The organism is Rhizobium sp. rho-13.1 (assembly GCF_007000305.1).
GTDB classification, from domain to species: Bacteria; Pseudomonadota; Alphaproteobacteria; order Rhizobiales; family Rhizobiaceae; genus Rhizobium; species Rhizobium rhododendri.
Genome location: NZ_SCFL01000008.1, coordinates 73,023 through 97,837 on the forward strand (window position 1 = coordinate 73,023; position 24,815 = coordinate 97,837).

23 protein-coding genes are annotated in these 24,815 nt (G+C 59.9%); 12 read left to right on the forward strand and 11 right to left on the reverse strand.

The window, feature by feature from the left end:
* Window positions 1–88: 88 nt before the first annotated feature.
* Window positions 89–940 (reverse strand): MurR/RpiR family transcriptional regulator, encoded by an 852-nt coding sequence (locus EQW76_RS18780; protein ID WP_142830381.1) that lies wholly within the window; start codon window positions 938–940, stop codon window positions 89–91.
* A gap of 231 nt (window positions 941–1,171) precedes the next feature.
* Here EQW76_RS18780 and EQW76_RS18785 point away from each other — a divergent pair, with 231 nt between their 5' ends.
* Window positions 1,172–1,885 (forward strand): sulfate transporter family protein, encoded by a 714-nt coding sequence (locus EQW76_RS18785; RefSeq protein WP_142830383.1) that lies wholly within the window; start codon window positions 1,172–1,174, stop codon window positions 1,883–1,885.
* On the opposite strand, the gene nth is transcribed toward EQW76_RS18785, so the two are convergent.
* Window positions 1,859–2,626 carry an endonuclease III gene (nth, locus tag EQW76_RS18790; RefSeq protein WP_142830385.1) on the reverse strand — a complete coding sequence of 256 codons (768 nt, stop codon included), beginning with the start codon at window positions 2,624–2,626 and terminating at the stop codon, window positions 1,859–1,861. The two genes, EQW76_RS18785 and nth, sit on opposite strands and share 27 nt — an antisense overlap.
* A 22-nt stretch (window positions 2,627–2,648) precedes the next feature.
* On the opposite strand from nth, the gene EQW76_RS18795 reads away from it, so the two are divergent.
* Together EQW76_RS18795 and EQW76_RS18800 are read left to right on the forward strand one after the other, a co-directional pair.
* Window positions 2,649–3,146 carry a DUF2244 domain-containing protein gene (locus EQW76_RS18795; RefSeq protein ID WP_142830387.1) on the forward strand — a complete coding sequence of 166 codons (498 nt, stop codon included), beginning with the start codon at window positions 2,649–2,651 and terminating at the stop codon, window positions 3,144–3,146.
* Between the two features lie 67 nt (window positions 3,147–3,213).
* On the forward strand, window positions 3,214–4,086 hold the full coding sequence (locus EQW76_RS18800) for a bifunctional helix-turn-helix domain-containing protein/methylated-DNA--[protein]-cysteine S-methyltransferase (protein ID WP_143123058.1): 873 nt from the start codon (window positions 3,214–3,216) through the stop codon (window positions 4,084–4,086).
* 2 nt (window positions 4,087–4,088) lie between these two features.
* On the opposite strand, the gene EQW76_RS18805 is transcribed toward EQW76_RS18800, so the two are convergent.
* The gene (locus EQW76_RS18805) at window positions 4,089–5,078 is read right to left on the reverse strand and encodes a sugar-binding transcriptional regulator (protein WP_142830390.1); all 990 of its coding nucleotides are present in this window, start codon (window positions 5,076–5,078) and stop codon (window positions 4,089–4,091) included.
* Between the two features lie 463 nt (window positions 5,079–5,541).
* Between EQW76_RS18805 and tal the strand changes: the two genes are divergently transcribed.
* Window positions 5,542–6,501 carry a transaldolase gene (gene tal, locus EQW76_RS18810; RefSeq protein WP_142830392.1) on the forward strand — a complete coding sequence of 320 codons (960 nt, stop codon included), beginning with the start codon at window positions 5,542–5,544 and terminating at the stop codon, window positions 6,499–6,501.
* Between the two features lie 72 nt (window positions 6,502–6,573).
* Here the strand turns inward: tal and EQW76_RS18815 are convergent, their stop codons facing one another.
* The gene (locus EQW76_RS18815; RefSeq protein ID WP_142830394.1) at window positions 6,574–7,410 is read right to left on the reverse strand and encodes an amidohydrolase; all 837 of its coding nucleotides are present in this window, start codon (window positions 7,408–7,410) and stop codon (window positions 6,574–6,576) included.
* Between the two features lie 62 nt (window positions 7,411–7,472).
* Complete coding sequence (locus EQW76_RS18820) at window positions 7,473–8,261, reverse strand: IclR family transcriptional regulator (protein ID WP_142830396.1); 789 nt, start codon at window positions 8,259–8,261, stop codon at window positions 7,473–7,475.
* A gap of 285 nt (window positions 8,262–8,546) precedes the next feature.
* On the opposite strand from EQW76_RS18820, the gene EQW76_RS18825 reads away from it, so the two are divergent.
* The 3 genes from EQW76_RS18825 (at window position 8,547) to EQW76_RS18835 (ending at window position 11,457) form a co-directional block, all read left to right on the forward strand.
* A complete protein-coding gene (locus EQW76_RS18825; RefSeq protein WP_142830398.1) occupies window positions 8,547–9,278 on the forward strand; it encodes an SDR family oxidoreductase in 732 nt (243 codons plus the stop codon).
* Window positions 9,279–9,415: 137 nt separating this feature from the next.
* Complete coding sequence (locus EQW76_RS18830; protein WP_142830400.1) at window positions 9,416–10,096, forward strand: DUF1345 domain-containing protein; 681 nt, start codon at window positions 9,416–9,418, stop codon at window positions 10,094–10,096.
* A 179-nt stretch (window positions 10,097–10,275) separates the two neighbouring features.
* Window positions 10,276–11,457: a HAMP domain-containing sensor histidine kinase gene (locus EQW76_RS18835; protein ID WP_142830402.1), complete on the forward strand. Its 1,182-nt coding sequence runs from the start codon at window positions 10,276–10,278 to the stop codon at window positions 11,455–11,457.
* Between the two features lie 50 nt (window positions 11,458–11,507).
* Here EQW76_RS18835 and EQW76_RS18840 read toward each other — a convergent pair whose 3' ends face one another.
* The gene (locus EQW76_RS18840) at window positions 11,508–11,681 is read right to left on the reverse strand and encodes a DUF1328 domain-containing protein (RefSeq protein WP_111218870.1); all 174 of its coding nucleotides are present in this window, start codon (window positions 11,679–11,681) and stop codon (window positions 11,508–11,510) included.
* A 114-nt stretch (window positions 11,682–11,795) separates the two neighbouring features.
* On the reverse strand, window positions 11,796–13,223 hold the full coding sequence (locus tag EQW76_RS18845) for a gamma-aminobutyraldehyde dehydrogenase (RefSeq protein WP_142830403.1): 1,428 nt from the start codon (window positions 13,221–13,223) through the stop codon (window positions 11,796–11,798).
* Window positions 13,224–13,685: 462 nt separating this feature from the next.
* Here EQW76_RS18845 and EQW76_RS18850 point away from each other — a divergent pair, with 462 nt between their 5' ends.
* On the forward strand, window positions 13,686–14,564 hold the full coding sequence (locus tag EQW76_RS18850) for a hypothetical protein (protein WP_244615375.1): 879 nt from the start codon (window positions 13,686–13,688) through the stop codon (window positions 14,562–14,564).
* A gap of 50 nt (window positions 14,565–14,614) precedes the next feature.
* Here the strand turns inward: EQW76_RS18850 and lysS are convergent, their stop codons facing one another.
* The 4 genes from lysS to EQW76_RS18875 all read right to left on the reverse strand — a co-directional run bounded on the left by lysS (window position 14,615) and on the right by EQW76_RS18875 (window position 19,570).
* Window positions 14,615–16,111 carry a lysine--tRNA ligase gene (gene lysS, locus EQW76_RS18855; RefSeq protein ID WP_142830405.1) on the reverse strand — a complete coding sequence of 499 codons (1,497 nt, stop codon included), beginning with the start codon at window positions 16,109–16,111 and terminating at the stop codon, window positions 14,615–14,617.
* 201 nt (window positions 16,112–16,312) lie between these two features.
* A complete protein-coding gene (gene gltX / locus EQW76_RS18865; protein WP_142830409.1) occupies window positions 16,313–17,770 on the reverse strand; it encodes a glutamate--tRNA ligase in 1,458 nt (485 codons plus the stop codon).
* A gap of 261 nt (window positions 17,771–18,031) precedes the next feature.
* Entirely contained in the window at window positions 18,032–18,778 is a 747-nt protein-coding gene (locus EQW76_RS18870; RefSeq protein ID WP_142830411.1) for a TerC family protein, read from the reverse strand.
* Between the two features lie 96 nt (window positions 18,779–18,874).
* Entirely contained in the window at window positions 18,875–19,570 is a 696-nt protein-coding gene (locus tag EQW76_RS18875) for a TetR/AcrR family transcriptional regulator (RefSeq protein ID WP_142830413.1), read from the reverse strand.
* Between the two features lie 131 nt (window positions 19,571–19,701).
* Between EQW76_RS18875 and EQW76_RS18880 the strand changes: the two genes are divergently transcribed.
* The 4 genes from EQW76_RS18880 to EQW76_RS18895 all read left to right on the forward strand — a co-directional run bounded on the left by EQW76_RS18880 (window position 19,702) and on the right by EQW76_RS18895 (window position 24,811).
* On the forward strand, window positions 19,702–20,922 hold the full coding sequence (locus EQW76_RS18880; protein ID WP_142830415.1) for an HlyD family secretion protein: 1,221 nt from the start codon (window positions 19,702–19,704) through the stop codon (window positions 20,920–20,922).
* Between the two features lie 16 nt (window positions 20,923–20,938).
* Window positions 20,939–22,537 carry a DHA2 family efflux MFS transporter permease subunit gene (locus tag EQW76_RS18885; protein ID WP_142830417.1) on the forward strand — a complete coding sequence of 533 codons (1,599 nt, stop codon included), beginning with the start codon at window positions 20,939–20,941 and terminating at the stop codon, window positions 22,535–22,537.
* A gap of 132 nt (window positions 22,538–22,669) precedes the next feature.
* The gene (locus EQW76_RS18890; protein WP_142830419.1) at window positions 22,670–23,677 is read left to right on the forward strand and encodes an alpha/beta hydrolase; all 1,008 of its coding nucleotides are present in this window, start codon (window positions 22,670–22,672) and stop codon (window positions 23,675–23,677) included.
* 108 nt (window positions 23,678–23,785) lie between these two features.
* Window positions 23,786–24,811, forward strand: a complete 1,026-nt coding sequence (locus EQW76_RS18895) for a LacI family DNA-binding transcriptional regulator (RefSeq protein WP_142830421.1) — start codon at window positions 23,786–23,788, stop codon at window positions 24,809–24,811.
* Window positions 24,812–24,815 lie beyond the last annotated feature (4 nt).

The window sequence follows — 24,815 nt, forward strand, 5'->3', positions numbered from 1 at the left end:
AAAAATGTTCTATCTCTTTGTTTTTATGCACTTCTAGCGCCAAAGCGATACGCGCCCTCGCTGTAACCGCTCCACCCGCCTCTCGGATTTACCGCATCGGTGCTTCGGCAAACATGTTCTCGAGTTCTGCCAGTCGCCGTGCGCGGACTTCGGCGTCCTGGCCGGCGGCGTGGATTACAGCGGTTGCGAGGAACTCCAGTAGTGCGGACATCGCGGTCAGATTATCGCGTGGCCCGACACGGGGCGGCGGGACGGACAGCGTGGTGTTGGAAAATTCATGGGCCCAGTCAGTGTACTGGCTGGTGACCAGCAGAACTTTCAGGCCCGAGCGACGTGCCGAGCGGGCTAGCAGTCGAGACTTCGCGAAGCGGTGCGAGTCGATAATGATGAGCAACGAATTCGTCGTGGATGGTGCCAGAAGCTCCATATAGGTGGCATTGCCGTTGCCGGCCATCCGTACGTTGTCGCGGGCAAAGCTCAGTCGATCGCAAAAATACTGGCCGATCGGGCATGTCAGATGGCACGCGACAAAGACGTCGCTTGCACCGAGGATGGAAGAGACCGCGTCTGCCCATTGCGGCTGGGACGAGAGATTGTAGACATGGTGCAGCATGTCCAGTTGCTCTGCCATCAATGCTGCCAACGGCAGGCCTGCGGCGGCGTCCTGGTGGAGCTGCTCCACGGTCGTCGGGTTCTTCTGCAGCGCGGTCGGCGGAACCGTTTCGCGCAGGTGAACCTTGAAGCCATCCAGCCCCTGGTAGCCCAGCGCCCGCAGAAAGCGGCCAACGGTCATCGGGCTCAATTCCAGCCTGTCGGCAACGGACGATGCAGTCTCGTATGGCAGTTCGCTCATATGGTCTGAAAAGTACCGCGCAATCCGTCTCTCGGCGGGCGTGCCGGATTTGATATATTGTTTTAGCTTCTGGCTGAGGTCGTCCATTCTGCCTCGCAATGTTATTGCGCCATCACTGTCCAAACAAAACAATCTGCGCGCGTCAATGCCTAATTTTCAGGTTCGTCAAAAGTAAGGTTTGTCTCGTGTAATATCATTCATTTTATATTAGTGCAGCCTTTATTACAATGTTGGCGTTGCTTGTACACACCGAGTTCTTGTCGGAGTGCCTAGCCTCCCTTACATAGATCAAAAGCCTTTTACGCGAGAATGTCATCCATGATCATAGAATCTGCACGCCTGGCGGTTGCCAATCTGCTGGCACCGGACATGCGCCGGGTGGTCTGGAAAGTACTCGGCCTCTCCATCGCCGTCCTGATCTGCTTCTGGCTAGCTTTGCAGGCGCTTGTCGCCACCTACGGGGTGTCTTTACTGCACTACTTTTTCTCAGGACTGCCTGCCTGGGTCGACTGGCTGGCCGTGGCGCTGGCGGCAGTCGTGGGCCTTGGCGCGGCCTTCCTGCTGGCGCCGGTGGCGGGGCTGGTCGCCGGGCTGTTCCTGGATGACGTCGCCGAGGTCGTCGAGCGCCAGGACTATCCGCTCGATGCCCCCGGCAAAGCGATGCCCTTCGGCCCTGCCATGGTCAGTTCGATCAAGTTCCTCGGCGTGCTCATCGTCGGCAACGGCATAGCGCTTATTCTGCTGATCGTGCCGGGGGTCAATCTCGTCGCCTTCTTCCTGGTTAACGGCTACTTACTCGGCCGCGAATTTTTCGAATTCGCCGCCAGCCGCTTTCGCTCGCCGCAGCAGGCCCGGAATTTTCGAAAGAAGAATGCGTCCACGGTTTTCCTGGCCGGGCTGGTGATTGCAGCGTTTCTGACCATTCCGTTCGTCAACCTGCTGACGCCGCTGTTTGCTGGCGCCATGATGGTTCATCTGCACAAGCGGCTGACCCTCCGCGACCCCTCATTCTCCGACGAATTGCGGCGGTAGGGGTACAAGCGGCGCCGGGATGTCGCAGCTTTTTTCCGGCGAGCGACAGAGGTCAGCAATGATGCAATGTTCGCATTCCGGCCGCCTGGCCTTGCAGACGTAGCGACCGTGCAGGATAAGCCAGTGGTGGGCGTGGTAGAGATAGTGGTCTGGAATAACCTTCATCAGCCGCTGCTCGACTTCGTCCGGCGTCTTGCCGGGTGCGAGCCGGATGCGGTTGCCGATACGAAAGATGTGCGTGTCGACGGCCATGGTGGAATGGCCGAAGGCCATGGATAGCACGACATTTGCGGTCTTGCGGCCGACGCCCGGCAGTGTCACCAGCTCTTCGCGGGTCTGGGGCACCTCGCCGCCGAAATCGCTGATCAGCTTTGCAGACAGGGCGACGACGTTTTTCGCCTTGTTGCGATAGAGGCCGATCGTGCGGATATAGTCGCGGATTCGATCCTCGCCGAGGTCGAGCATCTTCTGGGGGGTATCGGCGATGGCGAACAGGGCGTGTGTCGCCTTGTTGACACCGACATCAGTCGCCTGCGCTGACAGTGCCACGGCAACGAGCAGGGTGAAGGGATTGACGTGCTCCAGTTCGCCCTTTGGCTCAGGCCGCTGGATCGAGAAGCGACGGAAGATCTCGTCGATTTCCGTCTTCGGATAGACGCTGCGGAACGAGGGCTTGCGGCGTGCTGTCGCAAGGGCCTTTTTCGGGGCCGGAAGGCCGGATTTGATCTTGGGATTTGCCATCAAAGACCTATAATCGCGGATTATGACGGATGGCAACGGCGGGGCGCCGGAAGAAAAGCTGGTTTTTTCTGCGGAGCTTTTTCCGCATCGCTCGCTCGGCCGAAAGGGCTTCAAGGTCATGCTCGCCATGGCCGGCTTTCTCAGCCTCTTTTATGGCGGCCTGTTCGTTGCCAGCGGCGCGTGGCCGATCGGTTTTTTCCTCGGTGCGGATTTCCTGCTTCTCTATGGCGCCTTCTGGCTGAACTATCGGTCGGGCGGTGTCCGCGAAGAGGTCAAGGTGTCCCGCACCGATGTCTCCATCCGCAAGGTGCTGGCCTCCGGTCGCTCCGTCGAGCATCGTTTCAACCCGTTCTGGCTACGCTTCCTGGTTCGGCGGGAGCCCGGCGTCGGTATCCGCTCCATGCATGTGTCGGGCGAGGGGCGGCGGGCGGATGTCGGGTCGTTTCTTAACCCAGAGGATCGCGAAAGCTTTGCCAAGGCCTTCCGGGCAGCACTTGCGACCGTGAAACGTCGAATTTAGCGTCGGTGCAAGAAACGGGTGGCGAGACGGGTGGCGAACCCTCATCATGGCCGCAAGGAGACCGATGATGAACATGGCGCCGCTGCTTACGAAAGACTTTACCCCGGAAGGATCCGACTACGAGGTCGTGCGCAGCGTCATCGAGCTGATCACCGAGGATTATCGCGACCAGCCGTCCCTGGAAGATCTCTCCGCGCGGCTGGGGCAATCGCCGACACAGTTGCAGAAGACATTCACCCGGTGGGCCGGGTTGTCGCCCAAGGCCTTCCTGCAGGCGGTAACGCTGGATCACGCCAAGCGGCTGCTGCGGCAGGAAGCGCTGCCTTTGCTCGAGGCGTCGATCGAGGTCGGCCTTTCCGGCCCGAGCCGGCTGCACGACCTGTTTGTCACCCACGAGGCGATGTCGCCGGGGGAATGGAAGGCGAAGGGCGGGGGGCTAACCATCCGCTACGGCTTCCATGCCAGCCCGTTCGGCATGGCGCTGGTCATGGTCACCGATCGAGGTCTGGCCGGCCTGGCGTTCAGCGATACCGGCAGCGAGGCCGCCTGTCTCGAGGACATGACCTGCCGCTGGCCGAACGCCCGGTATGTCGAGGACAGCCAGGCAACGGCGCCCTTTGCCAAGCGTATTTTCGAGCCGAGCCAATGGTCTGCGTACCAGCCGCTGCGTGTCGTATTGATCGGGTCCGATTTTCAGGTGCGCGTCTGGGAAAGTCTTTTGAAAATTCCCTTCGGCAAGGCAATGACCTACTCGGACATCGCCCGGGATATCGGCCAGCCGACAGCGATGCGGGCAGTCGGTGGGGCAATCGGCCGAAATCCGATTTCGTTCGTCGTTCCCTGCCATCGCGCGCTGGGCAAGGGCGGGGCGCTGACCGGTTACCATTGGGGGCTGACGCGCAAACGTGCGATGCTCGGCTGGGAAGCCGGCAAGGCCTGAGGTCAGGCGGCAACCGGCTCCATGCGGCCGAGCAGCTCTCGCGCTGCACTTTCGTCGGTGATGAGCGTGTTGCAGCCGATACGCCTGATCGTGGCATGGATGGCCGTCGCCCGGTGCGCGCCGCCGCAGGCGAGAACGATGTGCTTTGCTTTCTTCAGGGTATCGAGATCGACGGACATCACCCGGCTGTTAATGGTGTGGTCGACGGAGTTTCCGTCGGCATCGAGGAAATTGAACATGGTGTCGCAGACGCAGCCGGCAGCGATGAGCTCATCGAGTTCGGCCTTGGATATGAAGCCTTCCGAGAGCGATGTGGAGTGCGGGCCGATATCGCCGCAGCTGACGATGGCCAGATCTAGGTTTTCCGCCAGCCGGTAGATAGCTTCGAGGCCGCATTTCTCGATCAAGTTTCTCTTCGTCTCGATCGAGTCGACCAGCAGCGGTGCTAGAAACATGTAGCATTCGGCGCCGAGCTGGCTTGCCAGTCGCCACGTATAGTCGATCGGATTGGTCTGCTGGACGGCAACGATGCCGCCGAGCAGCGAGACCACCTTGCAATTGTCGCGGCGTGGTGGGCGGAAACTGCCGAGCGATGCCGTCATCGTCCGGCCCCAGCCGACACCGATGGTATAATCGTCGGGGATGGCTTCGGTCAGGAACTGTCCGAGCGCCAGGCCGACGCACTTTGCCTGGGCATCGACGCCGCCGCCTGCGGGCGTCGGCACGACAATCGCTTCGTCCAGCCCGAAAGCACGTTCCAGCTTGATGGACAGCTCGACGCAATCGTCGATGCCGTCGTTGATCCAGATCTGCACCTCGCTGCGCCGTCGCGCCTCGTCGAGCAGGCGGATGACGGTGGTGCGGCTGATGCCGAGCTGCTCGGCTACGTCCTTCTGCGTCAGGCTCTGGTTGTAGTAGAGCCAGGCAGCCCTCAGGCGCAGCGATGCCGTTTCTGAATAGGCGATGTGGGTTCCACGTCTGAGCTTGGCCATATGTCCTCCGGCAACAAGGCCGCCGAGAATTTGCCGCCACGATGACATTGGCGGACGTCGCGTGCATGTTGTTTGCCGCTACGCCGGCTTTTCAGGGTTGATATTGGGCGACATGAGACTTATGTCAATTGAAATGCACAAATGTCCTTGACTTTTCATTGGTGGAGCGGTGATATCCACCTTGGAAAACCTAGTCTCTTGTCCAGCGAGGAGGGCAATCTGCGGGCAGATGTTATGATTGCGTGCTGGAGCGGCGATGCCGGGAACATAGTTCCGCGCTTGCACCGCATGGCTCCCCCGGCATATCCTAAAGCCCGCGCCATACATCTGCGAAACCCTTGCGTCCGCGGGAACATCGTCACTGCCCTCTCGTTTACTTGCGTCGGGGAGGGCCTGCCAACCTTACCGTTCGCCACGCAAGACGGCGTCGGTCCTCAGTTCGAAATCAACAAGGATATTCATCATGACTTCCAAGCTTGACCAACTTCGCGAAATGACGACCGTCGTCGCCGATACCGGCGACATCGAGGCCGTCGCGCGCCTGAAGCCAGTGGATTGCACGACAAACCCATCGATCGTCCTGAAGGCGCTCGGCACGCCGATGTTTGCCGACGATATCAAGGAAGCCGTTGCCTGGGGCAAGAAGCAGTCGGGTTCGTCCGAGGCCGTTGCAGAAGCTGTTGCCGACCGCCTGGCGGTTTCCGTCGGCGCCGCGCTGTCGAAGCTGGTACCCGGCCGCGTTTCTACCGAAGTCAACGCCGACCTTTCGTTCGACACCAAGGCCTCGATCGAGAAGGCGCATGCCATCGTTGCCGGCTATAAGGAGCGCGGCATCGAGAAGGATCGTATCCTGATCAAGCTGGCGTCCACATGGGAAGGCATCCGGGCTGCCGAAGTCCTTCAGAAGGAAGGCATCGACTGCAATCTGACGCTGCTGTTCAGCATGGCCCAGGCTGCTGCCTGCGCCGATGCAAAGGTGTTCCTGATCTCGCCGTTCGTCGGCCGTATTCTCGACTGGTACAAGAAGTCGACCGGCAAGGACTACACCTCGGAAGAAGATCCAGGCGTCATCTCGGTTCGTGAAATCTACAACTACTACAAAGCCAACGACATCAACACGATCGTCATGGGCGCTTCGTTCCGCAGCGCCGAGGAAGTGGCGGCACTTGCCGGCTGCGACCGCCTGACGATCAGCCCGAACCTGCTCGACGAACTCGCAAAGGACGAAGGCAAGCTCGAGCGCAAGCTTTCGCCGGATGTCAAGAAGGCAACGCCGAAGCTAAACGTCGATGAAAAGACTTTCCGCTGGATGATGAACGAAGACGCCATGGCCACTGAAAAGCTTGCCGAAGGCATTCGCCAGTTCGGCAAGGATCTGGTGACACTGCGTGAAATGGTCTCCAAGGAACTGAAGGCCGCTTAAGCGTCACGACTGAACTATGATCTCGAAGGCCTGGTCGCAGCACGCAGCCAGGCCTGTTTCTTTGCGGTCGGTTCACAGGTTCCAGAGCCGTTGGGCATTCTGCCGATAGAGCCGTGCCCGCTCGCTTTCGCTGCAGCCGGCGATGAGGGCGTGGGTTGCAGCCACCCAGGTCGATAGCCCTCCGCCGAGGGTGCAGACTGGCCAGTCGCTGCCCCAGATGACACGATCCCATCCGAAACATGCAATCGAGTGCTCGATGAAGGGCCTCAAAGTCTCCACCGTCCAGCTTTGCGGATCGGCATAGGCGACGACGCCGGAAATCTTCACGCTGACATTCTGACGGCGTGCAATTTCCCGGATGCCGTTTTGCCAGGCTTCGCTCATGCTATCCTTGATGGCTGGGACCCCACAATGATCAAGGATGAAGCGGACTTCCGTGTTGAGGTCGACGAGTGCTATCGCATGCTCGATCTGATGCGGCAGGACGCAGAGGTCGAAGGTCAGCCTCGTCTCCGCCATGAGGCTGAGGTTTTCGCGAAAGAGCGGACGCGTGGACAACTCGTCGGGAACGACATGCAGGACGCGACGCAGGCCTTTGACGAAAGGATCGGCTAGCACACGCTCGAGGTACCCCGGAAAGTCGGTGTCCTCCGGGCGACAAGCTGCAATCGCGCCGCGGATGAGACTGTCCGACCGAGCGCCGAGCTCGCGCACATACTCTGTTTCCGGCTCAATGTCGGATGGATCGACGTCGACCTCCATGTGCAGGACGCCGGTGATGCCGCACCGTTTTGCTTCGAGGGCATAATCGTCGTAGAGACTGTCACGGTTGAGCGCGCCTGAGCCGGCGAGCCAGGGGTAGTTCAGCCTTGTCCGGTCGACGATATGAAGATGGCTATCGAACAGCATGGTTTCCTCCGGATGTGCCGTCAGGCTTTTCACGGAAGAATAGGGTATTCATATAAGAGTTATCAACCTGCCTCGTCCACCATTCCGGCAACCGTCTCGGAAATCTCCGCTGCTGCTGCGCGTACAAACGCTATGACCTGGTCGAAGCTGGGTGCCTTGTCGCTGACCGGCTGGATATAGGGACAGGTAAGAGCGGCCAGCGCGTTACCATCTCGCGCCAATATGGGCGCGGAAATGTTGCGGACGCCTGTCGTCTGCAGGCTGTCCATGGTCTCGAAGCCGCGCTCCCTGATGACCTGCAGCCGCCCGATGAGATCGCCGGGCATGGCGACATCATCGTCGCGGCGCTGCTGCTCGTCGATCATCATCTGTCGCTGCTTTTCGTCGCGGAAAGCGAGCAGCACATGGCCGGAGCCGGTGTTGAACAAGCTGATCTGGGCGCCGACCCGGATCGAGATCCCCCAATAGGTCGGCGAATCCTGCTGGGCGATAATGGCGACGGAACCGCGATCAAAGACCGCCAGGTGGCAGGCCTGTTCGGCGCGGTTGGCAAATTCGCGCATCAGCGGCGTCGAGAACGACACAAGCCGGCGCACGGGGGCATGAAAATGTGCCAGCCCGAACAGCTTCAGCGTCAGTAAAAAGCGGTCGCCTTCCTGTCGCTGGACATAGCCGCGCCGCACCAGTCGATCAAGCATGCGGTAGAATTCGTTGGGGCTCTTGCCGAGATGCTTGGCGATCTCCGCCTGTGTCAGGCCGCCGTCGATGCGTGCCAGAAGCTCCAGAATATCGAGACCCTTGTCGAGTGCCGGGGCTCTGTACCGGTCACCTTCCTCGTCAGCGCTGGCCATCTCATCCCTGTCACTGCAATTTTGACTGAAAACTTTCATATATGAATGGATGGCGTTTGCAAGCGATGGGCTGCTACCTTGACGCTGGACAATGTGGCGTTTACAGATAAATCAAACATGCATATGTGGATATTATCGCTGTTGAGCGGGCGTGCGAATGTCTCTGGACGCTGTCGCGTCAGCGGGCATAGAGTTCGAACTGGCTGGCTCAAGTCGTTCATTGTGTAAACGATCCCGGCTTGATGCTAAGGCGTTCCGGCAGATCTTAGGACAGGGAAATTCGATATGGGACACGGACTGGAAGGCAAGACCGTCGTGATCACAGCGGCGGCGCAGGGCATCGGCCGCGCGTCGGCCGAACGCTTCCTCGGGCTTGGCGCCCGGGTCATTGCGACCGATATCAACGAGGCGGCTCTGGCGAGCCTCGAGGAAGCCGAAACCCACGTCCTCAATGTGCTCGACAGCGATCGCGTCAAGGAATTTGCCAGCGAGATCGGCGCCATCGACGTGCTGTTCAATTGTGCCGGCTTCGTCCACGCGGGCAGCATCCTCGACTGCGAGGAGAAAGACTGGGACTTCTCCTTCAACCTCAATGCCAAGGCCATGTACACAACATGCCGTACATTCTTGCCGGGCATGCTGGAGAAGGGCAAGGGTGTCATCGTCAACATGGCATCGGTCGCCTCAAGCGTTAAGGGCGTGCCGAACCGCTTTGCCTACTGTGCCTCCAAAGCTGCCGTGATCGGCCTGACCAAGTCTATTGCCGCCGATTTCGTGGCCAAGGGCATTCGTGCCAACGCCATTTGCCCCGGCACGGTAGATAGCCCGTCGCTTCATGAGCGCCTTCGGGCCACCGGCGACTACGACAAGGCCATGACCGATTTCATTGCCCGCCAACCGATGGGGCGCATCGCCACGCCTGAAGAGATCGCTGCCTTGGTGACATATCTCGCCGGGGATGAATCGGGCTTCACGACGGGCCAGGCGCTGGTTGTGGACGGCGGCTGGACCGGCTGACAGTAGGTGGCCGATGTAGACCCTGAAGTTGCTGATGACAGCACATGTTTGCTGGTGCGGTGGCTTGAGCCGGATGGCTTGTCAGATTGCCCCGCCACTGTATATCAGGACGATGTGACCAGGAACGGAGCGCCGGCATGCAGCAGAGTGTAAAGCGAAGGGCGGCGCGATCGCCCGTCGTTATGCTGGTGCGCAAGCATCTGAACGTCGTACTCGCTGTCCTGACCAGCCTGGTCGTCTTCGCGCTGACGACGTCCCGGCAGTTCAATGCCAGCAACTTTCTGGCAAGCTGGAACTGGGGCGCGGTCGTCTACATCGCCTTCACCTGGTATTGCATGCTGCGCTCCAACGTCAGCCGCATCCGGCAGCGATCGGCCGACTGCGACTTTTCCGACGTTCTGGTGCTTTGCCTGTCGATAGCCGCCGCAGTGGCGAGCATCGGGGGTATCGGCATCGAACTCAGCGGCGTCAAGAATGCTTCTCCTGCGCAGGCCCTGGAGAATGCCGGGACGGCGTTTCTGACGATCCTGATCTCGTGGGTCTTCCTGCACACGCTGTTCACCACCCACTATGCCCACCGTTTCTATGCAGACAGCAGCGGCAAGCCGCCGATCCGCTTTCCCGACGATATCAAGGAACCCAATTATTGGGATTTCCTGTATTTCACCTTCACGATCGGCGTTGCATCGCAGACTGCCGATGTCGCTATTGCCACGACATCCATGCGCAAGACTGCGCTGCTGCATTCCGTATTGTCGTTCCTGTTCAATACCACGATATTGGCACTGGCGATCAATGTCGGTGCCAGCCTCATCTAGGCTTGTTTGGGCAGCGACTTCAGCAATGCAGCGCTAGACTTGCTTGACCCTGTACCGGCAAACAATTTGTCGGGCTTGACTACTATCCAAGGGCCAATGTTCTGTGTAGGTCAAATTTGGTTTGTCTTCCCGCAGCGTAACGGGAGGCGCCTTGTTCAAGCGTGGCGAGTGAGCGTGGAATGTCAGACGAGCTATCGACCTCCTCAGTCCGGGCCATCTCGCGGATCGATGCCGTTCCCACCATTCTCGAAGTTGTCTGCAAGACCACCGGCATGGGATTTGCGGCAGTCGCCAGGGTCACAGAAGATCGCTGGATTGCCTGCGGCGTGCGGGACGACATTGCCTTTGGCCTGGAGCCGGGCGGCGAATTGAAGGTCGAGACAACGATCTGCCACGACATCCGTGAGAACCGCCAGCCGGTAGTTATCGACGACGTTGCCAGAGACCCGGTGTTTTCCATGCATCATACGCCGCAGATGTACGGGCTGCAGAGCTATATCTCGATGCCGATCATCCTGCCCGACGGCACGTTTTTTGGGACGCTCTGCGCTATCGACCGGGTGCCGAGAACACTGAGCACGCAATCGACGATCAGCATGTTCCGGCTGTTCGCCGACCTGATCGCGCTGCATCTCGATGCCAACCAGCGCGTTCTCGACAGCGAGGACAGGCTGCGGACAGAGCAGGAAAATACGGCACTTCGAGAGGAATTCATCGCTGTCCTCGGGCACGATCTTCGTAACCCGCTGGCCTCAATCGAAGCCGGTGCGAAAATCCTGCAGCGCTCGCCTCTCGATGACAAGTCGCGTTCGATCCTGAAGCTGATGCAGGCGAGTGTCAGCCGCATGTCCGGACTGATCGACGACGTACTGGACTTTGCACGCGGACGTCTCGGCAGCGGTCTGCTGGTGGAAAACATGCAGGTGGTGCCAGTGCGGCCGATGATCGAGCAGGTCATAAGCGAGCTAGCGTCCACCCATCCCGACCGGATTATCCGGGCGGACATAAGCGCCGTCAGCGTACGCTGCGATCCGGCGCGCATAGGCCAGCTGTTGTCGAACCTGCTTGCGAATGCGTTGACGCACGGGTCGGAGGATGGGGAAATTTACGTGGGCGCCCGTGTCGAGAATGGCCGGTTCGAGCTCACCGTCGCAAACCCCGGAGATCCCATACCGGGCGAAATCGCCGAGCACTTGTTTAAGCCCTTTGTGCGGGCTTCGGCAAATTCCAGCCACCAGGGGCTTGGTCTCGGGCTCTATATTGCATCCGAGATAGCGCGCGCTCATTGCGGTGAGTTGACAGTTGCCTCTTCCGCGGAAGAAACGCGGTTCACGCTGACCTTCGACGCTTGCCTGCCTTGAAGGTCAGATGCTCCGCCCGACCAACCGGGGGGCGGAGCAAAGTCAGGTCGTTAGACTATTGCGTTGCCGGCCATGATGGCCAGAACGACAAAGATCAGGAACACGATCAGGGCGATGCCGAACAGCACGCGTGCGATGGTTGCCGTCGCGGCGGATACGCCTGAAAAACCGAAGAAGCCGGCAATCACCGAAACAACGAAGAATATAAGAGCCCATTTCAGCATGAAAAATTTCCTCTGCGCCAATTGTCGCAGGGATACGCGCCAGCGAAAGAAAAGTTCCAACTGTCTCTGAATTCAACCGGCGCACCCGACGTGGAGTGCGCCGAGATCGCCGCTTCATCCGTGGTTTATCATCACGTGGCGGACCGTGGTGTAGTCTTCCAGCGCGTAGATCGACATGTCCTTGCCATAGCCCGATTGCTTCATCCCGCCATGCGGCATCTCGTTTGTCAGCATGAAGTGGGTGTTGATCCAGGTGCAGCCGTATTGCAGCCGTGCCGCCGTCTGCATCCCGCGACCGATATCCTTTGTCCAGACGGATGAGGCAAGGCCATAGTCGCTGTCGTTAGCCCAGGCGACGGCGTCGTCGACGTCGGTGAAGCGGGTGACGGAGACAACAGGCCCGAATACCTCGCGGCGGACGATCTCGTCTGCCTGGGTCGCGCCGGCGATGACGGTTGGCGTGTAGAAGAAGCCCCTATCGCCAGATACCTTGCCCCCGGTGGTGATCTCCATGTGCTTGTGCTCCGCTGCACGGTCGACGAAGCTTTCCACCCTGTCGCGCTGGCGTTTCGAAATCAGAGGTCCGATCTCGTTCTCGGTGTCGTCGGCAAGATTGAATTTGATGGATGACACGGCGGAGGTCAGGTCGGCGACGAACCTGTCGTATATTTTCGCGTCGGCATAGATGCGGCAGGCCGCAGTGCAGTCTTGGCCGGCGTTGTAGTAGCCGAAGGTACGAATGCCCGACACCACTGCATCGATATCGGCATCGTCGAAGATGATGACTGGCGCCTTGCCGCCGAGTTCGAGGTGGGTCCGCTTGACCGTCTTGGCAGCTGCCTCCAAAACCTTCTTGCCGGTGCCAATATCGCCGGTGATCGACACCATGCCGATCTTCGGATGGTTGATCAGCGCGCTGCCGACCGTCTCCCCGCGTCCAAGGATGACGTTGACCACGCCCTCGGGCAAAATCTCGGCGAACAGCTTCGCCATCTTCAGGGCGGACAACGGTGTCTGTTCAGATGGCTTGAACACAACCGTGTTGCCGCCGGCCAGCGCCGGTGCAAGCTTCCATGCCATCATCATCAGGGGATAGTTCCAGGGCGCGATGGAGCCGACGATGCCGACAGGGTCGCGGCGGATCATCGAGGTGTGCCCGGGCAGATATTCACCCGCCACAGGTCCGTGCAGGTTGCGCACGGCACCGGCAAAGAAGCGGTAGCAATCGACGATCGCCGGTATCTCGTCATTGAGGACTGCGTTGATCGGTTTGCCGCAATTCAGCGCTTCGAGCGCTGCAAAGCCCTCGGCATCCCGCTCTATCGCGTCGGCGATCCGCAGCAGGTAAGCCGAACGCTGGGCCGGCGTGGTCTGCGACCATGTCCTGAAGGCGGCTTCTGCAGCATCCACGGCTTTGTCGACCTGACTGAGCGAGGCTTCGGGGAGGTCGAGCACGGTCTCGCCGGTCTTCGGGTTGAGAACGTGTTCTTCATTTTCCGTGCCGGCCTCGAAGCGTGACCCGATCAGCATTGCAGTGTCCATGACGTTCTCCCTTTTCATTGGTTGCCGCCGTCGGCGATCTGGCCGTCGCCTGGGGTCAAGATATTAGGATGCCACATTCGACAGCAAGGTGACCAGCACCGCGTTATCCGCCGGGACCGTGCGCGGTTGAGAACAGCGCCGGTATGATGATGTCGGTCGGCCTGATCGCGGTACAACGAGCGATGGAGGGCGCAGCGTCACCTATCAACGAATGCAAGCAAGCCATCGACGCATCATAAGGTTGTAAATCGCCTCGAAATGAAGCAGCCTCAGGTGGATGCGTCTATCCGGCACAAACTTGAAGCTATTGGTTTCGTTTCTGAAATTCCGGCGACTGTTTTATCGAAATGTGGCTGTATGGAGGGGCGTTTTACGCTCTCCTTAAGTATTCTGAAACGTCATATCTCTAGCTTTGCGAGTGTCTATCGCGGTGTTGGAGTGCTTTATGGTGGAGCAGTTGGCTTGAAGGCCTTACTGCGCATTTTCCGGCGACCCCGGAAGCTGGTTATGATTGTCGGCGGAGTGGCCTTGTTGATGGGCTCCTCCGGCGCATTCGCACTCTATATCGGTCGCGACAGACTGCTTGGCCCCTCCGCTACATCCGTCAACGGCATGCAGTGCACCGACCTCAATCTCGTGACGATCCGCAAGAATCACCGTGTCTGGCTGCGCAAGTACATCACCTCCGATGCGACTGACGGTCTGACGCGCGTCAAGACAGCATTGCGCGTGGCAAAGGCCGTCTATGATGCGCAGAAGCCGGACCTGGTTCAGGTCGTGGTGCTCGACAAGAAGGGACCGACACTGCAGTCCGACATTCACGGCCGCGCCCTTGGCGCCACGGTGGTCTATATTCCCCACCCTGAGAAGATTGCCGATGGCTCGGTCGAGGTGCCGATAACAGCGCGCTACTACAATGGCGGTGCCAGCGACGAAGGCCTGTTCTTCGGAGACCGGGTCGATATGACGAGCACGGATATCGACGGCGTGATGGCCTCCCTGAAAGACCACAGCGACTGTACCGACCCGGTCACCACGGGAGCTGCCAAGGTGCCAGAAGGCGGCAAGCATCCGAAGACCCCGCCGACAGCCGAGGGCGCTGCGAAGAGCGAGAGCAGCGAGAAAAAATCACCGGAGGCTGTTGCACCGCCAGCCGAGCATCCGCCTGCAGCAGCCGACGTCAAGCCGGAGCATGGCAGTACCGGCAGTTTCATAGGTGTGAAGGTCGAGCCGAAGATCATACCCACGTCGCTGCAGGTAAACGCTGCCTTGCCCGCAACGAGCGAAGCCGTTGCGGCCACCCTGCCGGCCGATCCGCAGGTGACAGGCACAAGCCGATAGACTGTTGGCGCAGGGGTCGCCCCCCCCCTGCGCTTCGACATATGCGTTATCTAGTCAGCCTTGGCGCGGCGAGCCGGGAAGAGGATGATGTCGCGGATCGACGGGGCGTTGGTCAAAAGCATGATCAGGCGGTCGACGCCGATGCCGAGGCCACCGGCCGGAGGCATGCCCTGGTCGATTGCGTCCAGGAACTCGTCGTCCAGTTGTTTGTCCTTTTCGCCGCGGGCATGGGCCTGCTCGAGCTGCTCGACCATGCGCTTGCGCTGCTCTTCCGGATCGTTCAGTTCCGAGAAGGCGTTGCCCAGTTCCCAGGCGTTGCAATAGGTCTCGAAACGCTCGACAAGGCGCGGCTCGCCCGGCACTTCCTTGGCGAAGGGCGAGATGTCCTTCGGGAAATGGGTGACGTGGCTTGGCTGGATCAGTGTGCCCTCGACCTTCTCCTCGAAGATGAAAGCCAGGCACTCGCCCCAGGTCCAGTCCTTCTCGACGGCGAAGCCGGCAACCTTGGCGGCGCTGCGGGCTTCCTCGTCGGTCTTCATGGCGAGGAAGTCGATGCCAGTGGCCTCCTTGACGGCGTCCGGCATGGGCACGCGCTTGAACGGGCCCTTGAAGGAGATCTGCTTGTCGCCGAAGGCAAACTCGGTCGTCCCGTGGATGGACAGGGCGAGTGTCTCGAACAGCCGCTCGACGAGGTCCATGATGTCCTCGTAGTCGGCATAGGCCCAATAGCACTCCATCATCGTGAATTCCGGATTGTGCCGGGTGGAGACGCCTTCGTTGCGGAAGTTGCGGTTGATCTCGAAGACCTTGTCGGTCAGGCCTGAAACCAGCGTGCGCTTCAGGAACAGTTCCGGCGCGATGCGCAGGTACATGTCGAGCTTCAGTGTGTTGTGGTGGGTCTTGAAGGGCTCGGCCGTGGCGCCGCCATAGACCGAATGCAGCATCGGCGTCTCGACTTCCATGAAGCCGTCATTTTCCATGAAACGGCGGATGCCGGAGACAATCTTCGAGCGCTGCTGGAAGCGCAGCTTGCTGTCCTCGTTAGTCATGATATCGAGGTGACGCTTGCGGTAGCGGGTCTCGATGTCGGACAGGCCATGCCACTTTTCCGGCATCGGCAGCAACGACTTGGTTAGCATGGTGATCTCGCGGGCCGAGATCGTCAGCTCGCCGCGCTTGGTACGACGCACGACGCCGGTCACGCCGATGATGTCGCCGATATCGATCATCGGCAGCAGGGCGCGGGCTTCTTCCGGCGTGGTGTCCTTGTGGCTGAAAATCTGGATCTTGCCGCCGGCGTCATGGATGTCCATGAACATGCCGGAATTGCGCGAGGAGTAGACGCGACCGGCGACCGTGACCGTGTCGGTCGTTTCGACGTCGATCTCCAGGTCCTTGTACTTCTCCGCCAGCTCGGTGTTCGTCATGGTCCGGTGGAAATGCGCCGGATAGACATCGCCCACCTGTTCGCGCAGCAGCTTCAGCTTCTGGGCGCGCACTTCGGTCGCATCGGAGGACAGGGCAGTTTCGGTCTTGTTGTCGGACATTGTTCTATTTCCTGTAGCCGGGGCGCGCTTTGCTTTCGGTATCCCTCATTCCTGTGCTTGTCACAGGAATCCAGTACGTCCAAGTCCTTGGACGTGGGATGGTTCGTTCATTCTCTCACAGCGCAGACGCGCCGTGGCTGGATTCCTGTGACAAGCACAGGAATGAGGGAGGACACACACAGGTGTCTCCTCCCAGCACATTCATTTCCCGCTGCCGGCCATCGTCGCCACCACAGTGGCTGCGAGCTTCAGGCGCTGGCGCACGACGGAGCGGCCGAGGATCGACATGCTGTCGAACAGCGGCAGCGAGCGTGACGAGCCGGACATGGCAACGAAGAGCGGCGCCAGGATGACCTTCAGCTTCTTGCCCATGCGATCGGCGATGGCACGCAGCTCGGCCTCGATGGACTCGACATTCCATTCGAGGATCTTTTCGAGATCCGGCTGCACCGTGTTGAAGATTTCCAGCAGCTCTTCAGGCGTCGATTTGATCTTGGCGAAGGCCGATGCATCGAGGTGCAGATCGGATTTCAACAGGAAGCCCATCAGGTCCGGCAGCTCGCCGAGCTTGGTGATGCGCGACTGCGACAGCTTCAGGCCGTCCTGCAGGCGGTTGTTTTCCATCGCCCAGGTGAGCACGCGCCGGCTGAATTCCTCTTCCGACATTTTCTCGCGCAGCCAGCGGCCGTTCAGCCAGTCCAGCTTCTGGATGTCGAAGATGGCGCCGGCCTTGGACAGGTTCTCTGGATCGAAGTTGGCAGCCAGTTGTTCGATATCGAGCAGTTCCTCGCCTTCGCCGATCTGCATAAAAAACAGGCCGAGAAAGTTCATCAGCGCTTCCGGGATATAGCCGAGTGCCGTGTAGTAGGAAATCGAGGTGGGGTTCTTGCGCTTCGACAGCTTCGACTTGTCGGCATTCCTCATCAGGGAGAGATGCATGAACACCGGCTGGTCCCACTCGAAATAGCGGTAGAGCAGTATGTGTTTCGGCACGGACGCCAACCATTCCTCGCCGCGCGCGACGTGGGTGATCTTCATCAGATGGTCGTCGATGACGTTTGCCATATGATAGGTCGGCATGTTGTCGGCCTTCATCAGCACCTGCATGTCGACACTGTCCCACGGAATGCTGACATCGCCATAGACGCCGTCGTGGAAGTCGCAGGAGCCTTCCGTCGGGATTTTCATCCGCACCACGGAGGCTTCGCCCGATGCAACGCGCGAGGTTACCTCCTCGGCGGACAGGTTAAGGCAGTGACCGTCATATTTCGGCGGCTTGCCGGCTGCGCGCTGGGCTTCGCGCATTGCCGTCAGGCGCTCCGGCGTGCAGAAGCAGCGGAATGCGTGGCCCTTGCGCAAAAGCTCCTCGGCGTAGGGCTGGTACATGTCCTTGCGGTCACTTTGGCGGTAAGGCCCATAGGGTCCGCCGACGTCAGGGCCTTCCGACCATTCCAGCCCGCACCACTTCAACGCATCCAGAACCTTAGTCTCGAATTCCGGCGTCGAACGGGTAGCGTCGGTATCCTCGATGCGCAGGATGAACTCGCCACCGTGTTTCTTGGCAAAGAGATAGTTGAACAGCGCAATGTAGGCCGTGCCGACATGGGGCTCGCCGGTCGGGGAGGGTGCGATGCGGACGCGGACGCCTGAAGTGGTCATGATGTCTATCCGTAATGACGTGCGGGAGATCCAGACGGGGCACTGGCCGGCGCCACGGATCGGAGTTTCGGAAACAGCCTCAAAACAGCGCCAAAAACACTGCCAGGCCAGCCATTTTCCGTCTGGCTGGCCTTAGGACATATTCAACCGTCGAGGTCAAGAAAAACCGCCGATTTCCGGTGCGCCAGAGCGGCATGCTGGCCTGACGGATCGGCAGTCTTTCGAGCGCCGAGCCGGTCTATTGCGGGAAGGTCCGTAGGCTCAGTGCCGGGTCTTGGATTTTTCCCTGCGGTTGCGCACCATCATGTTGAGAATCTCCACCAGGGCGGAAAATGCCATCGCGGTGTAGATGTAGCCCTTCGGTACATGGAAGCCCATGCCGTCGGCGATAAGGGTGGTGCCGATCATCAGCAGGAAGGCGAGCGCCAGCATGACGATCGAAGGGTTCTTCTCGATGAAGTTGGCAAGCGGCGCTGCAGCCAGCAGCATGACCAGGACCGCGGTGATGACGGCCACGAACATGATCGGAATGTGCGGCGTCATGCCGACGGCGGTGATGATGCTGTCAACGGAGAAGACGAGGTCGAGCAGAAGGATCTGGCCGATGGCAGCGGCAAAGCCCGTCGTGGTCGACTTTGCGATGAAATCGCCGTTCTGATCGACGGGATCAACGCTGTGATGGATTTCCTTCGTGGCCTTCCACAGGAGGAACAGGCCACCGGCAATCAGGATGATGTCCTTCCAGGAAAAGCCATGGCCCATGATATCGAAGACCGGTTCCGTCAGGCGCACGATCCAGGCGACCGTGCCCAGCAGCGCAAGGCGCATGATCAAAGCCAGGCCGATACCGATCTTGCGGGCCTTGTCGCGGTTTTCAGGTGGCAGCTTGTTGGTGAGAATCGAGATGAAGATCAGGTTGTCGATGCCGAGAACCACCTCCATCACTACGAGTGTGACGAGCGCCACCCAGGCGCTTGGATCCTGTAGCAATGGCATCAGTGTCTGCATCGATCGTGTTCCCCACATTGACTAAACCGGCGAAAAATACCCGGGCTAATGTAGGAACTGGAAGTTCGAGCGCAAGCGCCGCGAGGGCGCCTTGGTTTACGAAGGCTTTGAAGACTTTCCATAGGCGGCGAGGAAGGTTTTCACCGCGCCATTGATCACACGCTCGATTTCCGCTTGTTCAGGGGGCTCATCCATGCTTCCGAACAGGCGAAGTTTGAAGAAAGTGCCGCTGGAAAGATCGAGAAACTGCCCGGCCGCGAGGTCGAGATCGTCTATCTCCAGCTTGCCATCCGCCATGTGCCGCAGCAGAAAGTCCTGCAGGACAGTGCGCAGATTTTCTGGTCCCTTGAAGAACCGCTTGCAGAGGACAGGCATTCTTTCGCGGACACCCAGCACCGTGCGCATCGCCGTGATGACCTTTTCGTCGGTCATATGCCGCACGAACGTGACGCCGAAGTCGTAGAGGCCCCCTTCGAGATCGTCATGCTCCGCCAGAGCCATGCGCATCGTGGCGATGAATGTAGCACGCTGCCGCTCGATGATTGCGGTGAACAGCTCTTCCTTGTTGGCAAAATAAACGTAGAGCGTGCCCTTTGAAACGCCAGCTTCGCGCGTTACATCGTTCATGCTCGAGGCGTCGAAGCCGAGCCGCATGAAGACGCGATGGGCGCCATCCAGGATCTGCTCGCGCTTCGTCGGATCTTCGCCAGCCGCCCAGCGACCGCCTGCCGAAGAAGAGTTATCCTCAGGCGCCAAATTGTTTTTGACCGTTATATTGTCAGACACTGTCATTCAACGAAGATTCTTTAACCAAATCGAACCGATTGGTTCGGTATGACTTGATATGATGTGTTAAACGCTCTATGTCAACTGAACCGAACCGTTCGGTTCGACAAATTCCGTAAAAATCTGGTGCTCTCTACATGTCGTCCATTCAGAAGAACAATGTTGCACGCATTGTAAGCGAACCCGCAGACGCCAATTCTGCCCAGTCTGACCCGGCTGTGCAAGCGGAGCCGGCAGCGGCCGAAGCACGCAGCACCCCTGCGCCAGCTGAGCCCTCGGCTACAACGACAGTCGATCCGCCAAAAGCCGGCAAAAAGCGCCGCAGCTTCGTCCTTCCGATCATCGTCGTGATCGCGCTGATCGGCGGTGGCTGGTACGGGTATAACTGGTGGACGACCGGACGTTTCATGGTGTCGACCGACGATGCCTATATCGGCGGTGACATGGCGGTCATCTCGCCCAAGGTTGCCGGCTATGTCGCCAAGGTCGACGTGGTTGCCAACCAGCAGGTCAAGGCTGGCGATGTACTGCTGACACTGGACGACGGCGATTACCAGAACGCACTCGACCAGGCGCAGGCGCAGGTTGATACAGAGAAGCTGGCATTGCAGACCATCGACGCGCAAATCGTAGGGGCGCAGGCCTCGCTTGCCCAGGCGCAGGCCCAGAAGGTGGCGCTGCAGGCAACGGTGCGTGGCGCGCAGATCACCCAGAGCCGCGCGACCCAGCTGGAATCGAAGTCTGCTGGCACCGCCGCCAACGTCGACTCCGCCAATATCGCGCTCGACCAGGCCAACGCCAACCTCGTCGCCGGCGATGCCAATATTGCCTCGGCACAGGCGAATATTGCCTTGCTGCAGGCGCAGCGCAGGCAGGCTGAAGGCACGGTCCGGACACTCGAAATCTCGCGGGACAAGGCCGCCCGCGACCTGAGCTTCACGGTCCTCAAGGCCCCCTATGATGGCATCGTGGGTAACCGCTCGGTCCAGGAAGGCGATTACGTGTCTTCAACAACGCGCCTTATGTCCATCGTCCCGACCCGCAAGCTCTACATCGACGCCAACTTCAAGGAGACCCAGCTCCAGCACGTCGTTCCGGGCTCCAAGGTCGAGGTGCATGTCGATGCCTATAGCGACGAGCCGATTGTCGGTATCGTCGAGTCTATCGCGCCGGCATCCGGCTCGGTCTTCTCGCTGCTGCCGCCTGAAAATGCGACGGGCAACTTTACCAAGGTGATCCAGCGCGTGCCGGTCCGCATCGCCCTGCCGCAGGAAGCACTCGACAGCGGTCGCCTGCGTGCCGGCCTCAGCGTCGTCGTCGACGTCGATACGCGCACTGCGCCGCAGTCAAACAAGTAACGCTCGGAGAGCATCCATGGCTGCCGCAACACCCACTGCAGGACCGGCTGCCGGTTCTGCCGCTCCCGATTCGGAGCGCGTAGATCCGCGCCGGATGATCGCATTCATCGCGATGGTGCTCGGCATGTTCATGTCGATCCTCGACATCCAGGTGGTGTCGGCATCGCTGGCTGAAATTCAGGCCGGCCTCAGTGCCGGTTCCGATGAAATCGCCTGGGTGCAGACTGCCTACCTGATAGCCGAAGTCATCATGATCCCGTTGTCGGGCACGCTGGCACGGATCATCTCCACCCGTTATCTCTTCGCCATCTGCGCTGCCGGCTTTACCGCATCCAGCGCTCTCTGCGCCACTGCGACCAATATCGACCAGATGATCGTTTATCGGGCGATGCAGGGCTTTATCGGCGGGGGCATGATCCCGTCCGTGTTTGCTGCCGCCTTTACCATCTTTCCGCCATCAAAGCGCAATGTCATATCGCCGATCATCGGCTTGATCGCCACGTTGGCACCGACCATCGGACCGACGGTCGGCGGCTATCTCAGCGATGCCTTCTCCTGGCACTGGCTGTTTCTGATCAACATCGGCCCCGGTATTCTCGTGACGCTCGTCACATGGAATTTCATCGACTTCGACAAGCCTGAGCTGTCGCTGATGAAGAAGTTCGACTGGTGGGGCTTGTTGGGCATGGCCGTTTTTCTCGGTGCGCTGGAGTATGTGCTCGAGGAAGGTAACACCAACGACTGGTTCAACGACGGCTACATCGTCATCGCCGCCATTGCTTCGGCGATAGGCGGGGTAATATTCTTTTTCCGGGCCTTTACAGCGTCCTTTCCGATTGTCGATCTGAAGGCTTTCGCCAACAAGAACTTTTCCTTCGGCTCGGTATTTTCCTTCGTCATGGGCATCGGGCTATATGGCCTGACCTACGTCTATCCGCTCTATCTCGGTCGCATACGCGGCTACGATTCGCTGATGATCGGCGAGACCATGTTTGTCTCCGGCCTCGCGATGTTCTGTACGGCGCCGGTCGCCGGCATGCTGTCGAGCAAGCTCGATCCGCGGATTATCATGGCGGCCGGGTTTATCTTCTTTGCAGCCGGCACATGGATCATGACGTCGATTACCACCGACTGGGATTTCTGGGAGTTGCTCATCCCGCAGATCCTGCGCGGTGTGGGTCTGATGCTGTGCATGGTGCCGATCAACAATATCGCGCTGGGGACGATGGCTCCGGAGCGCATGCGCGGCGCTTCGGGCCTGTTCAACCTGACGAGAAATCTCGGCGGTGCCGTTGGCCTTGCGATCATCAACACGGTGCTGACCACCCGGCAGGACCTGCACTACATGCGCCTGCGCGAAAATATCAACTGGGGTAATCCGGTTGCCGTCGATCAGCTGAACAGCATGGCCGCCAACTACAATGCTCACGGGATGGACGGTTCGAATGTCGCCGTACGCACGATGGTCAACCTGACCACCAAGCAGGCGATGGTGATGTCGTTCAGCGACGTGTTCATGATCCTGACGGTGCTGTTCACGCTCATGCTGATCGGCGTTGCGATGATCAGCAAGCCGAAGCCGCCACCCAAGGGTGCGCCGGCCGGCGGCCACTAGCAACTTCGACCGAAACCTTTTCGCCGCCACGACGTATCTGTCTGGCGGCGTTTTCGTGCCGGCCGGTGAACCGGCGCGCCGTCGGCGACGTATCGACATTTCATTCGTTCCTCCATGCCGGACCCCGTTTACATGCTCAAAACGACTTTCTGCACCATCAGGCGGGCACTCGTGCTTCTCGCACTGTTCGCTTGCGGAGCTTCCTGCGCGACCTCGGCGACTGCAGATTCCGTGCCGCAGGAGTTGATCGATGTCGGTGGCTACAGGATGAACAGCGTCTACCTGCGCGCCAGTCATCCCGACCTGCCGCCGGTCGTCTTCGTCCATGGTGCCAGCGCCAACCTGTTCGACCCGATGCTGTCGTTTCGTGGCAAGCTGGAGGGCCGGGCGGATCTGCTGTTCGTCGATCGCCCCGGCTACGGACGCTCGGACCGTGGCGGTGCGGAAAACGCCTATCCTGATGGTCAGGCGGATGCCATAGCCGCTGTCATGGATAAACGGGGGATAAGGAAGGCGATCATCGTGGGCCATTCCTTCGGTGGTGCCGTGGTTGCCAGCTTTGCGCTGCGTCACCCCGACAAGGTCATCGGCCTGGTCTTTCTCTCGCCCGCCGTCTATCCCTGGCCGGGCGGCATCGCCTGGTATTATCGCGCGGCCTCGACGCCCGTGACGGGCTGGCTGTTTTCGACGTTAATCGCACCGCCAGCCGGCGTGGTGATGATCGACAGTGCAGTGAAGGGCGTTTTTGCGCCGAACGTCGCGCCTGCGGACTATGTGGCGAAAACCCACGCGCTGATGGCGATCCGTCCCGGTTCTTTTCACAACAACGCCGTCGATGTTGCCAATCTCAAGGACTGGACCGCCAAGACATCGCCGCGCTACCCCGAGATAGAAAAGCCTACCATCATCATAACAGGCGATACCGACAGTGTCGTCTCGCCCACAATCCACGCAGGACAACTGGCAAAAGCCATAAGCGGCGCCCGACTGATCTCAATCCACAATATGGGTCACAAATCCGACTACGTGGCGAGCGACGTCGCGGTGGGTGCTATCGAGACCCTCGGCGGCGAGAAGCGCGATCTCTCGGCTATCGCCCGGCGGGTCGAGGCGGGGATCGCCAACGACCGCGAAAAATAACGTCTGAGCCCGGTCTTTCGGCGGCAAGCTTGCGTCGAAAGCCTTCGCCTTGAAAAATCTGATTTACGTACGTCAGATTTGGCGCTAAGTGTCTTCGAAGGAGGAGACATGAGGCCAACCGTTCACGATATCGCCGCTGCAGCGGGCGTTAGCCTTGCGACCGTGGACCGGGTGCTTAACCAGCGTGCCGGCGTGCGCAGCGTCACTCGGCAGCGGGTCGAAGCGGTCATCAACGATATCGGCTATGTGCGCGACATGGCGGCCGCCAATCTGGCCAAGGGTCGCCTCTATCCGCTCGTCTTCATCCTTCCGGCCAGCGATAATTCCTTCATGCACAGCTTGCACGCCGAGGCGCGGCAGGCAATTTCACGCGCGGGATCGGAGCGGTGCTCTATCCGCATCATCGAGGTCAAGGCTTTCGACCCCGCAGCGTTGGTGGCGGCGCTGGACAGCCTTGCCGGCGCCGATATTGCCGGCGTGGCGCTCGTTGCCGTCGATGCGCCCGAAGTCCGGGATGCCGTTGAAAGGCTGGTACAAGCGAAAATTCCCGTGGTGACGCTGGTTTCCGACCTGACCGGTTCCGCACGTCATCATTACGCCGGCATCGACAACATCGCGGCAGGGCGGACGGCGGCGCGCTTGCTCGGCCGGTTTCTCGGCGGACGGAAGGGGGAAGTCCTCGTGCTCGCAGGTTCGCTGCTGGTACGGGACCATCGCGAACGGCTCGAGGGCTTTTCGGCGATGATGGAGCAGGAGTTTTCCGCCCTGACGCTGCTGCCGGTGCTGGAGGGGCTCGACGATCCGGAGACGGTGAACGGGCTTGTCACGAAAGCACTGGCGGACAATCCAGACGTGATCGGCATCTATAGTATTGGCGCCGGCAACCGCGGCCTGATCAGAGCCTTGCGGGCGCGGGCTGCAGGCAAGGCTCTGACAGTCGTTGCGCACGAGTTGACCGATTACACCCGCGAGGCCCTGCAGGATGGGCTGATCGACGTGGTGCTTAACCAGGATGCAGGCCATGAGGTTCGCAGCGCTGTCCGCGTGCTCAAGGCCAAGGCCGACGGGCTGGCTGTCATCGCGGCCCAGGAGCGCATCCGGCTCGATATTTTCTTGAAAGACAATCTGCCCTGAGGGG